This window comes from Pseudomonas sp. W2Oct36 (assembly GCF_041060465.1).
GTDB classification, from domain to species: Bacteria; Pseudomonadota; Gammaproteobacteria; order Pseudomonadales; family Pseudomonadaceae; genus Aquipseudomonas; species Aquipseudomonas graminis_B.
Window position 1 is genome coordinate 65,698 of the sequence record NZ_JAUERW010000011.1, and the last position, 12,555, is coordinate 78,252.

Sequence of the window (12,555 nt, forward strand, 5' to 3'; positions counted from 1 at the left end):
ATGCAACGCAATCACCTGTTTTTTCAATAATGTATAATTGGCGGGATTAAGATTTTTGCTATGCTCTTTGAATCATCCTACCTTAATCAGATCTGAGGGTTGAAACCTTTAGTAAGTCCCAGCCCCAGTGCTAGCCCTATTTAAATTTAACAGTCCAGAGGTGATCCAGCTGGGTTGTGCAAATGGGGCTTAGCATCTGGCGCTTCATACCCCAGTATGGCGTTATGGGAACATCTCAAGAGCGTACGGTGCCTCGGCCCCATTTTACGTTGATCTGATCCATCATGCTTTGTGAGGCGCAGCGGCCGCACGTTGGCGGAACTATCAGGTAGTTAAACTTCTAGTTTGCGCCACTGACAAAGCCAGGGCGCATGCTAGCCTGTTAATTAATGAGGTTACGGTTTAGCAACGTGCCAGACTTGGTTGACACCGTCGCCGGTTGTATCCCCTGGCTTGGTATCTTTGACCCAGCTGTAAAGTGGCATGCCTTTGTAAGCCCATTGTTTTGTGCCATCGTCTCGAGTGACGACAGAATAATCATGATCCGCTTTGGCGTTTGCCGACACTGCCAGAGGTGGCCAGTTTGCAGCGCATGGCCCAGTGCAGACCGACTTGCCCGAGGTGTCCTTACCGAACGTGTACAGAGTCATTCCTTTCGCGTCTACGAGTACTTTTCCCTTGTCTGTTTCAGCAACCTTGACTGGCGCGTCGGCGAACGCAAAACCAGATATGCAGCAGACGGCAACAGCAGCGGTGAGGATCATTTTTTTGAACATACGTATTCCTTTGGTTTTTGTGAATTTTTGTAGGCTCGCCTGCTATTTGAAATAGTACGCGACCAGACAGTAGACGAACGCCAGACAGTTCTATTCCAGTTCCGTAAAAAACTTCCCAATATTATGTTTTACCGGAACCCTGATCTTTCCCCCCCTGTTGATCCAATGGCGTTCTTATTTGAGCAAAACGACGTTCACGCTCAAGCATCACGAGCTTGGGCGCCTCACTCCACAGCCGAAGTTCAGGGCTGACCCACCAAGCTACAACGAATGCAGAAACGATCAGGGTCATCACAATTACCATTGAAGCAAACATGATTCACTCCTGCTCGGTAGGTTGGTATAGCGTACGCAAATAGGTAACTACAGCAGTTCGTTGTTCGTCCGAGAGCACTGCTTTCCAGGGAGGCATTGCCGTACCTGGTATGCCTTCACGCAAGACGTTCTCCAGATACGCCGTGTTGCCTTTCTTCTCCCAGAAGTTCGCGGGGCGTGGGGAGAGCCCGCGAGATGCAGGCCCATTGCCCTGGCCACTGGCACCGTGGCAGCTAGCACAATTGGTGGAAAATAGAGACTGCCCAAGCGCTACGTCGCTAGACGGCAAGGCGCGCTCGTCCGCTGTATGCAGGCTTTGCACATAAAGCGTGAGTGCCACCAGCGTTGAGTTATCAAGGTCTCTCCAAGCGGGCATTGCTGTCCCGGGCCTGCCGTTCCACAAAACATCGGCTAAATGCCGGGTTGTAAATTGTGCATCGCGCAGGTTAGCCGGACGTGGCAGCAACGTCGGCGCCGCTAAGCCATCACCTGTTCCACTCGGACCATGGCACCCGGCGCAGTTCTCCGCGAAAGCCGCTTGTCCCAGACGTAATGCGATCGAGCGGTCATTTGCGTTAGTAGGTATCACAAAGCCAGGCACTGGCCCATCCAAGCGAGGTCGCGCGGCGATTGCATCTTGGCTTACATTGAGTGACGCCGACATTTCTTCATCTGCCATGCTGTCGTGCGACATCGCGTTACTGCTCTTCTGGGTTGATTGTTGAGCGTCAACCTGCGCCTGAAGCGGATCGTCATAACCCGAAACTTTTCTAGCTCTACCAAGCGTCTGTAAGTAGGCAACGAGGTCAATTCCATCCGATGTCGGTTTGTTGGCATCACCTTTAAACAACCAGGGATAGCCAGGCATTACAGAGTCACGAACGACATATCGAGGATTGAATAGGTGGGTCAGATGCCAATCATTACTTCGTACCTCGGTTTCCCGAGCTAAATCAGGACCAATGCGGCGAGTCCCCCAGAGTTGTGGGTAGTCGTATTTCGTTTCCCATGCTTCAGTGGGCGCCCCCCAGCGACTGACGTCCTGAGCTACGAATCGTACTTGTTGAGTATGACAATAACCGCACCCTTCGCGGGCATATACAATGCGCCCTCGTTCTTCTTTCGCGGAATACTGTTGCATGTTGGCAGGTGCACGGGCCTCGATTTCCTTTTGCAGTTGCTTCCCAGGCAATATCCCGAGCAGCATAAACGACAAGATAAAGAAGCCGATACCGGCTACAAATATGATCAGATAGGCGCTATTGAACAGGCGATGCTTGGTAACCGTTTGCATACCTTAAACTCCCGCTAACGTAGGGTGAATGACGGGAGAGGTACTTACGGCAGCACCGTTGTTTCGGGCTCCTGTAGTTAGGCCCAGGAAAAACGCGATGAAGCCTGCCAGAATCGGCAATCCGCTTAGGTCTCTGATCCACCAGTACGCCAGAGATGCGCGTACAGAGTCCATCCACGGCGCGGTGGTTTCCCATATTTGTGCCTGTACCAAACCGCCGGCCGTTAGTGTGGTGAACATGGCCAGTAGGCCGATAGTTATCAGCCAGTAAGCCCAATTCATCGCCGCTGCGCTGTAGCGGTTGTTTGGTATACGCTGCCAGGCATGGGCAATCCCGCCAGCGGCAACGAAGGTTGCAAAACCCAGCATCGCGAGATGCGAATGGCCAATTACCCAATCGGAAAAGTGAGTCAATCGGTTGACCGGCATCAGAGCCTGGAACGCGCCCTGCAAACTGACGATTAAATAGAACACCGTGCCCGTCCAGACAAACCTCAGAGGGACATCGCTTGCGACTGTCGAAGCTTGGCCTCGCAGTGACATCAGTTGGTTGAATACAACTAGTATCACGTCCATGCCCAAATACACGGAGGCGATAATGGCCGCCTTCTGCGCGTCCATGGGGATAGCCGAATAGACGTAATGGTGAGTGCCATTGAGCGGATAAAAAAAGAATAGAAACCAGAAACCGATCATTGACAAAAAGTGGCTATAGATAGGTCGATTGGTGGCGGCCGGAATAATGTAGTAAGAGATCGCAAGTACAAATGGCGTAACGAACAAACCCACTGCGTCGTGAATCCAAAGCCCGCTGAATGCAGCACCTTGCGCGCCGGGGATAAATGCAGGCGCGAAATTTCCTACTGGATATGCAAGCAGCGTAAATACGGCTCCGCCGATCAGGTACCAAGCCGAAATATACAAGCCTCCTCGTTGCCGCTTAAGCAAGAAAGGCCCCGCGAATTGGGCACATACCAAAATCAGACCGAGTACTACCACTAGGTCCACGATCATTGGGAACTCCGCCCATTCTAAAGACTGTATTGCGAACCATGGGCTATCGAGCCCGAGGGAAATAAGTAACCATCCGGGCAAAAGGACACCAAGATTCCAAATATAGAAAATGACCCAGCCCAATCTGCGACTGAACACCGGGCGATCAGCCAGGCGCGGGACCATGTGGTAACAGAACGCAAAGAAAGCATTGGCAAGCCAACCAAAAAAAATACCTTGTGTGTGATCGAACCTCAGGCGACCCCAGGTCAGCGCTGCGTGGCTACTCAGCAGATCGGGCATTGTCAGCTTCAGAGCAACAAGCAGGCCCGCAAGAGCTGATAGAAACAGTGTGATCACTGCTGCATAACCGTGGGCTTTGATAAGATCGTAATCAATGCGCGGCAAAATATCCGAGGGTTGATTCGCGTCTAGAGCATGCTCTGTTCCAGCTATCAGTCTACTCATGGCTTAGCTCCTTCAACGAAACGGTTTTGGAGCGGCTTAGAATCCATGCTGCCGTTCCTGATCGCTCCTCCGGCGTCAGTGTTATGTCCGTAGGCCCTGCAGAATAACCATCCCATCCTGGTTGGGGATGGGAAATGGCAGCGACCATGACAGCCAATGCTTCGTGATTAAGCGGCTTCGTCCCAATTACAGATTTATATCGTGCAAGGACTGCATTCCAGCTAGGACCTACCGAACGTTGAGTCGCGTCATGACACCCTGCGCAACGCTGTTGGACCACAATTGCGCCTGCGCCGACCAATGCAGTGGTCAACTCGACCTTATCTGTTGAGTCCACTCGCGACGGGAGAGCATCTCCTCGTCGGGTGATATCCGAGGCGCCGTGGGTGCCGATGACCTTCCAAGATATCAACGTGCCGAGCGCCAATACACCAATCAACATAGCCAATGCAGTTCGGGAAATCCCATGGGCCGATGTGTCGCGAACAGGATCACTCATGGTGTCTCCTTGCCATTGAAGAACATCAGATAATCGATGATTGGTTGTACGGCTTCGTCGGGGATGGGCGCTCCATATTCGTCGCGCATTTTGGCGACCTCAGCCGCCCAGGTTTTACGCGGAAATGCAGGTTGGTTGGTAACGTAACGAGGAGAATGGCAGATCACGCATTGTGCCAGAAATTCGCTGCGCCCCGGACCGTCCGGCAAGTAGGGCTCGTCGTGGGGAACAGTGATTGAGTGCACGGGAGCACCAAAATCGACCTTCGGTTCCTCGGCCGCAAAGGCGCTTGGTATCCAAATAGGTAGGCTACACATCAAGGCAAAAAAGAGCATTCTAGGCTGGAGAAATGTCGTCATCTCACACCACCATTCCAGTGGTTTGTTCGATAACCCGGCGCGCATAGCCTCCCCGATTCCACTGGGTGGTCAGTTGACCTTGCCCGGCGCGGTTGGTGGCGCGGACCTTGAACGTGTATCGGCCTTTGTCAAGGGGGGTCCATACGAAGCGCCACCGACGCCAAGAGAACCGGCCGATCTCGGGGTCGAGCGTCGCATCTGCCCAAGTACGCCCGCCGTCAACTGAAACCTCAACCCGAGCGATACCATCGCCGCCATCATTGGCTAAGCCCTCTAGCATGTATGGATGATTTACAAGCAATAGTTCTTCGGGTTCTGGACGTACGAATACGGAGTGAGTGACAAAGCGGTTGATGGGTACCGTTTTCTTGGAGAGGTTTCCTGGCTCCTCGTTGATCTCTGGATTATCAGGAATTCGGTAGGCTTGGTTCATCCAAATATTGCTTAAAGGTTTATCTAGCACCTCAATGTGAGCCAATGATTTAATCCAGTAAGTCGCGTACCAACCGGGTACCACTAAGCGCAATGGAAAGCCATTGAGCATCGGCAGTGGTGCGCCATTCATTGCGTATGCAACCATCACATCACCATCATTGGCATGGTCAAACTTCAATGACTTCACGATCTTTGGCAAGCCTGGCATTGGCGACTCATCCAGCCCAGAAATTGCCACCTCGACTGCTCCTGCTTTAACACCTGCACGATCAAGGAGGTCCTTGAGGCGAACGCCTGTCCACTGTGCATTTCCCATCGCGCCAAATTGCCATTGCCCACCAGGAGGTTTAGGACCAAACAAGCTTCTGGCATTGCCTGAACATTGGTTCATGGCCACCAGTGTCACGGGCTCGAACTCGTTGACCAAGGCATCAAGAGAAAAAGACTGAGGATTGGCAACCTGGCCATCGAGACGCAGTCGAAAGGTTCGCGTATCGACCTGAGTTGGATACCCCGACAGATGCCACCGAACAAAATAGGCTTCGTTAGGCGTCAGGTCCTGGCGAAAATAATGCAGCGGCGTTTCCAACTGCGGCGGACGATCAGTAATCAGAATCAGTCCCGTTTTCTCTGGAAAACGTACAAGGCGTCGTTCGGACTCTGCGGATTCGATCCTATCTAGTTGCGCCAAGTCCGTTCCAGAAAGGGCTTGGCGCGGAAGCAGGCTAGCGAGACCAGCGCTAGTGGCCAACCCGAGTAAACGACGGCGATTCATCATCCAGAACTCATCACTTCCATTCATTATTATTCACCAGGTCGTGGAGTATCAGCAGGCCCTCGAGAAGGCCTGCGTTGTTTCGATCAGTCAGCCTTGAGCGTCGATACCACCTTGTTGCTGGCGAGATCGACGGTGGAGATGCTCAGGTCCTCGTTGAGGACATAAGCCTTCGACTTGTCTTTGGTGAAGACAATGGCCTGGCGGGGTGCCTTCAAACCGGTCACAGTGGTCGTCACTTTCAGCGTTTTGGTGTCTATCACTGACAGGGTGTTGTCACCCAGGTTACCCGAGTAGACGTGCAGTCCGTCTGGAGTCAGGGCTGCACCGTAGGGGTCTTTGCCCACCATAACGGTGGTTGTGATAGCGCGTTTTTGAGTGTCGACAACTGCGATGCTGTTACTGCCGCTGTTAGCCGCGTACAGCGTATTGCCGTCGGCCGATATGGAGATGGCGCGCAACTTGTTGAAGCCAGTGATCTCACCTTCGATCTTATTGGTCTTGCTGTCGACCAGGGTGATTTTGTCGCCAAGAAAGTTGGTGACATAGACGGTTTTGCCGTCAGGGCTTACTCGGATGCCTTGGCGCGGTTGGGAGAAGCCAGGTACCACAGCTACTAGTCGTTGGTGATCAAGGTCAATAACCGACAAGGTGCTGGCGGCCTCGTTGTTGACGTAGAGCAGGCTCCCATCCTTGCTGAGCGTGGTACCAAAAGCACCTGCACCTAACGGAAGATCTGCGATGACTTTTAATGTTTTGGTGTCGATCTTACGAACGACCCCTAAGCTGCTGTCGGAAAGGTAGAACACATCGCCGTTTGGAGAAAAGACAATGTTGCGTGGCGTGATATAGCCGGTGAGAACCTGACGAACCTTGCCGGTTTTCAAGTCGTAGACCACCACGTCAGGACGCTGACTGTAGGAGACTACGGCTGTCGATTCGTCAGGGCTGACAGCCAGTGAGTTGTTATGAATATCACCATCGAAGGTCCAGCGATCTTCCGCTGCCGACGCACTCATTGATGCGGCGAGCGCGATACCCAACGCCAGTGCAGTCACTGTTTTCTTGATCACATTCATCAAAGGTTCCTCACAAGGGGCAGCCAGGCGTGAGATTGCGCCTTGGCAAATGCAGCTCGCTGATTGCTGCTAGACAATGAGTTGACCTTAAGCGCTTGGGATAAATTCCGAAAACAAGTTGTTGTGGTAGTAGTTACCTACTTTTCAAATAGATTTCGTTAGCTTTGGCTCGCAAACTGAGTGCAACTTTGCCAGAACCGTTCAAGTCCGGACGAGATGAATTTTTCCCGGTGGCGGATCAGAAAAAAGCGCCGGCTCAGCCCAGGCAACGCATGCGGCAGTTCAATCAGGTCTTGAGAAGTCAGCAGATCCCGAACGACCCTGCTCGACAGGCAACTGATGCCGATGCCTTGTGCAAGGACGTGTTTGATGGCTTCTGAGCTGCCGATCTGGCGGGTTTCAGCGAGGTCGTGCAGGTGACGCAACAGCAACTGTTCGACTTCCTCCCGAGTGCCCGAGCCAGGTTCGCGGAGAAGCCACTCAGCAGTACGCAGGTCATCAAGGGTGACCTGCGACTTGAGTGCTAAAGGGTGACGTTGGCCCGCTACAATGAGCAGTTCATCTACAAGCCAAGGTTCGGCACTCAGTTCGGGCAAGTGGCACGGTCCCTCAATCAGTCCCATATCAATCTCGAAATCTGCGACCTTCCGGGCGATAGCCATGCTGTTGGCCATATCAACATCGACCCGCAGGTGCGGAGCCGATTGGCGTAACTCGCCAAGTATCAATGGCAAAACATAGTTGCCTATAGTGGTACTACAGCCTACCCGCAAGCGAGTCTTCAGCTCTGCATGCCCTGGAAGGAAGCTGTTTTCTATCTGCAACGCGTTCTCAAGCATGCTTCTGGCCTGGGGCAGTAATGCTTGGCCGTTATTGTTTAACACCAAGCGTTTGCCTACGCGATCGAAAAGCCGGGTATCCAAGGCGCTTTCCAACTCGTTGAGTGCGGCGCTGGTGGCCGATTGCGAAAGTGACACAGCGATGGCCGCGCTGGTGGTGCTGCCCTGTTGCGCAATGGCGCAGAAGATTTGCAATTGACGTAGGCTTAACTTCAATTTTCTACCTCTTTAACAGGTAACGTAAACCTATACTATCCGTTTAGCCGCTAACCTCATCAAGCTATACTTCAGGCAAGTCACATTGAATGAACACTGAAGCGGGAGCGCGAAAATGAGTGATACACGACTCGCAGCGATTATGGGCGGCAGCCATCCACTGGCAGCATTGTCCAATCCACGAGAAGCGATCCGGCAGTTCACACCTAACTGGTTCGCCGCCACGATGGGCACCGGGATTCTGGCTCTGGCTTTGGGCCAACTGCCATTTGCCGCGCAGTGGCCCAAAGTGTTAGGTGAAGCCTTGTGGTTTTTCAATATCGCGTTGTTTTGCCTCTTTACGGTGTTGTACGCAAGCCGCTGGGCCCTGTTCTTTAATGAAGCCAAACAGATCTTCGGTCACTCCACCGTGTCGATGTTTTTTGGAACCATCCCCATGGGGCTGGCGACAATCATCAACGGATTTCTCCTTTATGGCTTGCCACGCTGGGGGGATGGGGTTGTCGCTTTAGCTGAAGTCCTGTGGTGGATCGATGTCGCCATGGCGTTGGCGTGCGGGGTTCTGATCCCGTTCATGATGTTTACCCGCCAGCAGCACAGTATCGACCAGATGACAGCAGTATGGCTGCTACCTGTGGTTGCGGCCGAGGTAGCCGCCGCCAGTGGTGGGCTACTGGCGCCGCACCTTGCTGATGCGAGTGCACAGTTCACCCTGTTGATCACCAGCTACGTGCTATGGGCATACTCAGTGCCCGTTGCCTTGAGTATTCTGGTGATTCTGCTGCTGCGCATGGCATTGCATAAATTGCCTCATGAGAGCATGGCGGCATCGAGCTGGCTTTCATTAGGGCCCATTGGTACTGGTGCGTTGGGGATGCTGGTACTCGGCAGCGACGCTCCGGCGATCTTCGCCGCTCATGGAATGGCCGGCATCGGAGGCGTTGCCGAGGGCATTGGCTTGATCGGTGGTGTGCTGTTTTGGGGGCTTGGATTGTGGTGGATGGTTTTGGCGCTGCTGATTACCGGTCGCTACTTCAGGGAGGGTATTCCTTTCAACCTCGGCTGGTGGGGTTTCACCTTTCCGCTAGGCGTGTATGCGGTGACTACCCTTAAATTGGGCTCCATGTTGCACCTCGCGTTCTTCAATTTTGTGGGCGTGGTACTGGTATTGCTGCTTGCGATCATGTGGATCATCGTCGCGGCCAAAACTTTGGTAGGCGCGTATCGCGGCAACTTGTTCATCTCGCCCTGCATCGCCTCGCTGAACAAGATGAGCAAACCCTGAACCTTTGGCTACTCAATCGACTGTTTGGCGTCACGCAGCGTGGATAGGATGCGTTGCCGAACACTCGGGTGAGTGCAAACAGAAAGCGGGCTGGGGTGTGGCATCTCGAGCAATGAGATATCGGGAAAGGCGTGTCGAACCCGCAGCATCGCCTGCTGAGCGACACGTCCGGCAAATACGACAGTCGCGAGATCAGGAAAATGCGGAAGCAGCGTGATTAGCTTCTCAATTCCCTCCTCAATTTGCGCCCTGCGGAGCGACGCCTTGGGCTTTTCAAGATCGGGCAGCCAAGGATATAGATTCCAGATAACGGTCTCTCGGCGTTCCAACCCAACCTGTTCCATGAAACTTTTGAGGTTGCGTTGTGCAGGCCCCGGATTGTCTCGTGAGACATACCGTGCACGACTGACCGTTCGCGCGGGTGACTCTAGCAATATCAATATTTTGGCGTAGACGCCGCCATCCAACGGATCGAAATACGGCAAGGTTTTGTCGCCCGTGGACTGGGAAATCACCCAGCGCGTCAGTTGCGCAACGTTCGGCATCAGCAGAAAAATTTCTCGCGCTTCAAGCGAAATCCCGAGGGGGGCGGTGCCTTGGTGAGTCGACACTGACAAGACGCTTCCTCTATTGATACGAAATTGCCATTAGGAGGCCACGATATGTTCGATCTTCAAGCTCTTGACCTCGCGCGAATGCAGTTCGCTTTCACCGTTTCATTCCACATCCTGTTCCCGGCAGTTACCGTCGGGCTGGCTGCTTATCTAGCAGTGTTGGAAGGTCTTTGGTTGAGGACGCATGACAATACCTATCGGACCTTATACCACTTTTGGATCAAAATCTTCGCAGTCAACTTCGGTATGGGTGTGGTGTCAGGATTGGTCATGGCGTATGAGTTCGGTACCAATTGGAGCAGATTTTCGTATTTCGCCGGCCCTATAACGGGGACCCTACTGACCTACGAGGTACTGACGGCTTTCTTTCTTGAAGCTGGATTCTTGGGTGTGATGCTTTTTGGTTGGAGTAGAGTCGGCCGTGGCCTACATTTCTTTTCTACCGTGATGGTGGCCGTTGGCACCTTGGTTTCCTCGTTCTGGATTCTCGCCTCTAATAGCTGGATGCAAACCCCACAGGGCTTCAAAATTGATCATGGTCAAGTGATTCCGATGGACTGGCTGAAGATTATCTTCAATCCGTCTTTTCCTTACCGCCTGGTGCACATGTCGATTGCTGCCTTCGTGGCAACGGCGTTCTTTGTCGGCGCTTCAGCAGCCTGGCACCTGTTGGGAGGTCGCGATAACCCGGCCGTCCGTCGAATGTTATCAATGGCGATGTGGATGGCGTTGATTGTGGCGCCGATACAAGCCGTGGTGGGCGATGCTCACGGGTTGAACACTTTGGAGCATCAGCCGGCAAAAATTGCGGCAATAGAGGGCCACTGGGAAAACGTGGGCAATGAGCCGACGCCGTTGATCCTGTTTGGCTGGCCCGATATGAAGGCTGAGAAGACCCGGTTTTCCGTCGAGATTCCCTACTTGGGCAGTTTGATCCTTACCCACAGCCTGGATCGTCAGATTCCTGCCTTGGCATCCTTTGCGCCGGAGGATCGCCCCAACTCGACTATCGTGTTCTGGTCGTTCCGTATCATGGTTGGCTTGGGAATGCTGATGATTTTCACTGGACTGTGGAGTCTATGGTTGCGAAAGCGCGGCACGCTCTACCGGTGCCGCTCGTTCTTATACTTCCTGATGCTTATGGGGCCGTCAGGGCTGATCGCCCTATTGGCCGGCTGGTTTACCACTGAAATCGGTCGTCAGCCTTGGGTAGTGTATGGACTGCTGCGCACTGCCGATGCTTCGTCGAACCATAGCGTGGCGCAGATGAGCATTACCTTAGTGCTGTTTGTCCTGGTTTATTTCGCGCTTTTCGGAACCGGCTTGGGCTACATGATGCGCCTGGTACGTAAAGGACCCCAAAATCACGAAGGCGACGCGCTTAGCCACGGTGGGCCTGGCCATCTGCGAACACCTGCCCGTCCTCTATCTGCCGCCCACGGTGGCGATGCTGATAGCCATCACAAGGGGCATTGACTCATGGGCATTGATCTTCCGCTGATTTGGGCCGTGATCATCATCTTCGGCATCATGATGTACGTAATTATGGACGGCTTTGACCTAGGGATTGGCATTCTTTTTCCTTTCATGAAGGGCTCGGGCGATCGCGACGTAATGATGAACACGGTCGCGCCTGTCTGGGACGGCAACGAAACCTGGCTCGTGCTTGGCGGCGCGGCGTTGTTCGGCGCCTTCCCGCTGGCCTATTCGGTGGTCCTGTCGGCCCTGTACCTGCCGCTGATTTTCATGCTGTTCGGGCTGATTTTCCGCGGCGTGGCCTTCGAGTTCCGTTTCAAGGCCACTGACGAGAAGCGCCACATCTGGGACAAGGCCTTTATCGGCGGCTCCCTGGTGGCGACCTTCTTCCAGGGCGTGGCGTTGGGCGCCTACATCGACGGCCTCCCGGTGGTCGATCGCCAGTACGCCGGGGGCGGCCTAGACTGGCTGACGCCGTTCAGTCTGTTCTGCGGCGCTGCGCTGATAGTTGCGTATGCCTTGCTTGGCTGCACCTGGCTGATCATGAAAACTGAAGGCGTGCTGCAAAAAGCCATGCATAACCTGGCCCGTCCTTTGACGTTGGCACTGCTGGCTGTGATCGCCGTGGTCAGCTTATGGACGCCGCTCGCCCATGGCGATATCGCTGCACGCTGGTTCTGCCTACCGAACCTGTTCTGGTTCCTGCCGGTGCCAGTCCTAGTGTTGGTGACTATGTGGGGGTTGTTCAGGGCCGTGGCGAGCAGTGCTCACTACGCGCCTTTTATCTTGACCCTGGTATTGATCTTTCTGGGTTACAGCGGCCTCGGCATCAGCCTGTGGCCGAACATCGTCCCACCGTTGACGTCGATCTGGGATGCCGCAGCCCCCCCGCAAAGCCAAGGTTTTATGCTTGTAGGTGCTCTGCTCATTATCCCGATCATTCTGGGCTACACCATTTGGAGCTACTCCGTGTTCCGAGGAAAGGTTAACGATCAGGCAGGCTATCATTGAGTGAACTGACACCCTTTAAATGCCTCGGGAATCTCTAGTCCGTTCAGGAATGCAGTCCTTGGGTTACTTCGCCATCAGTGACATTATTGCAGTGCTTGGAGCGTAGCTCGGTACACAGGTG

General features: G+C 53.7%; 14 protein-coding genes. 3 read left to right on the top strand and 11 right to left on the bottom strand.

Translation table 11 applies throughout. The features are described 5' to 3' along the window. Positions 1-136: 136 nt before the first annotated feature. The 10 genes from QWI18_RS15765 to QWI18_RS15810 all read right to left on the bottom strand — a co-directional run bounded on the left by QWI18_RS15765 (position 137) and on the right by QWI18_RS15810 (position 8,048). On the bottom strand, positions 137-226 hold the full coding sequence (locus tag QWI18_RS15765; protein ID WP_311138688.1) for a DUF4113 domain-containing protein: 90 nt from the start codon (positions 224-226) through the stop codon (positions 137-139). Positions 227-395: 169 nt separating this feature from the next. Continuing rightward, on the bottom strand, positions 396-776 hold the full coding sequence (locus tag QWI18_RS15770; RefSeq protein ID WP_012723153.1) for a hypothetical protein: 381 nt from the start codon (positions 774-776) through the stop codon (positions 396-398). Between the two features lie 121 nt (positions 777-897). Then, a complete protein-coding gene (locus QWI18_RS15775; protein WP_032657047.1) occupies positions 898-1,092 on the bottom strand; it encodes a hypothetical protein in 195 nt (64 codons plus the stop codon). Between the two features lie 3 nt (positions 1,093-1,095). Further along, positions 1,096-2,385 carry a cbb3-type cytochrome c oxidase subunit II gene (locus QWI18_RS15780; protein ID WP_012723154.1) on the bottom strand — a complete coding sequence of 430 codons (1,290 nt, stop codon included), beginning with the start codon at positions 2,383-2,385 and terminating at the stop codon, positions 1,096-1,098. 3 nt (positions 2,386-2,388) lie between these two features. Further along, a complete protein-coding gene (locus QWI18_RS15785; protein WP_046722265.1) occupies positions 2,389-3,846 on the bottom strand; it encodes a cbb3-type cytochrome c oxidase subunit I in 1,458 nt (485 codons plus the stop codon). Then, positions 3,839-4,345, bottom strand: coding sequence for a hypothetical protein (locus QWI18_RS15790; protein ID WP_012723156.1), 507 nt, complete (start codon positions 4,343-4,345; stop codon positions 3,839-3,841). The genes QWI18_RS15785 and QWI18_RS15790 overlap by 8 nt, the downstream gene beginning before the upstream one ends. Beyond that, complete coding sequence (locus tag QWI18_RS15795) at positions 4,342-4,704, bottom strand: hypothetical protein (RefSeq protein WP_224265906.1); 363 nt, start codon at positions 4,702-4,704, stop codon at positions 4,342-4,344. Before QWI18_RS15795 ends, QWI18_RS15790 begins: the two co-directional genes overlap by 4 nt. Position 4,705: 1 nt before the next feature. Beyond that, positions 4,706-5,941 carry a molybdopterin-dependent oxidoreductase gene (locus QWI18_RS15800; RefSeq protein ID WP_103388956.1) on the bottom strand — a complete coding sequence of 412 codons (1,236 nt, stop codon included), beginning with the start codon at positions 5,939-5,941 and terminating at the stop codon, positions 4,706-4,708. A gap of 59 nt (positions 5,942-6,000) precedes the next feature. Then, positions 6,001-6,993: a beta-propeller fold lactonase family protein gene (locus QWI18_RS15805; RefSeq protein WP_369319232.1), complete on the bottom strand. Its 993-nt coding sequence runs from the start codon at positions 6,991-6,993 to the stop codon at positions 6,001-6,003. A 158-nt stretch (positions 6,994-7,151) separates the two neighbouring features. Further along, entirely contained in the window at positions 7,152-8,048 is an 897-nt protein-coding gene (locus QWI18_RS15810) for a LysR family transcriptional regulator (RefSeq protein ID WP_012723160.1), read from the bottom strand. Between the two features lie 115 nt (positions 8,049-8,163). Here QWI18_RS15810 and QWI18_RS15815 point away from each other — a divergent pair, with 115 nt between their 5' ends. Next, positions 8,164-9,333 (top strand): TDT family transporter, encoded by a 1,170-nt coding sequence (locus QWI18_RS15815; protein ID WP_012723161.1) that lies wholly within the window; start codon positions 8,164-8,166, stop codon positions 9,331-9,333. Between the two features lie 8 nt (positions 9,334-9,341). On the opposite strand, the gene QWI18_RS15820 is transcribed toward QWI18_RS15815, so the two are convergent. Next, on the bottom strand, positions 9,342-9,944 hold the full coding sequence (locus QWI18_RS15820; RefSeq protein ID WP_032657055.1) for a uracil-DNA glycosylase: 603 nt from the start codon (positions 9,942-9,944) through the stop codon (positions 9,342-9,344). 51 nt (positions 9,945-9,995) lie between these two features. Between QWI18_RS15820 and QWI18_RS15825 the strand changes: the two genes are divergently transcribed. Both QWI18_RS15825 and cydB read left to right on the top strand, forming a co-directional pair. Then, positions 9,996-11,423 (top strand): cytochrome ubiquinol oxidase subunit I, encoded by a 1,428-nt coding sequence (locus QWI18_RS15825; RefSeq protein ID WP_012723163.1) that lies wholly within the window; start codon positions 9,996-9,998, stop codon positions 11,421-11,423. Between the two features lie 3 nt (positions 11,424-11,426). After that, on the top strand, positions 11,427-12,434 hold the full coding sequence (cydB, locus tag QWI18_RS15830; protein ID WP_012723164.1) for a cytochrome d ubiquinol oxidase subunit II: 1,008 nt from the start codon (positions 11,427-11,429) through the stop codon (positions 12,432-12,434). Positions 12,435-12,555: the final 121 nt, after the last annotated feature.

Coding starts and splice junctions, on each gene's coding strand:
- QWI18_RS15770 (WP_012723153.1), bottom strand. CDS start 776: ATGTTCAAAAAAATGATCCTCACCGCTGCTGTTGCCGTCTGCTGCATA.
- QWI18_RS15775 (WP_032657047.1), bottom strand. CDS start 1,092: ATGTTTGCTTCAATGGTAATTGTGATGACCCTGATCGTTTCTGCATTC.
- QWI18_RS15780 (WP_012723154.1), bottom strand. CDS start 2,385: ATGCAAACGGTTACCAAGCATCGCCTGTTCAATAGCGCCTATCTGATC.
- QWI18_RS15785 (WP_046722265.1), bottom strand. CDS start 3,846: ATGAGTAGACTGATAGCTGGAACAGAGCATGCTCTAGACGCGAATCAA.
- QWI18_RS15790 (WP_012723156.1), bottom strand. CDS start 4,345: ATGAGTGATCCTGTTCGCGACACATCGGCCCATGGGATTTCCCGAACT.
- QWI18_RS15795 (WP_224265906.1), bottom strand. CDS start 4,704: ATGACGACATTTCTCCAGCCTAGAATGCTCTTTTTTGCCTTGATGTGT.
- QWI18_RS15800 (WP_103388956.1), bottom strand. CDS start 5,941: ATGAATGGAAGTGATGAGTTCTGGATGATGAATCGCCGTCGTTTACTC.
- QWI18_RS15805 (WP_369319232.1), bottom strand. CDS start 6,993: ATGAATGTGATCAAGAAAACAGTGACTGCACTGGCGTTGGGTATCGCG.
- QWI18_RS15815 (WP_012723161.1), top strand. CDS start 8,164: ATGAGTGATACACGACTCGCAGCGATTATGGGCGGCAGCCATCCACTG.
- QWI18_RS15825 (WP_012723163.1), top strand. CDS start 9,996: ATGTTCGATCTTCAAGCTCTTGACCTCGCGCGAATGCAGTTCGCTTTC.
- cydB (WP_012723164.1), top strand. CDS start 11,427: ATGGGCATTGATCTTCCGCTGATTTGGGCCGTGATCATCATCTTCGGC.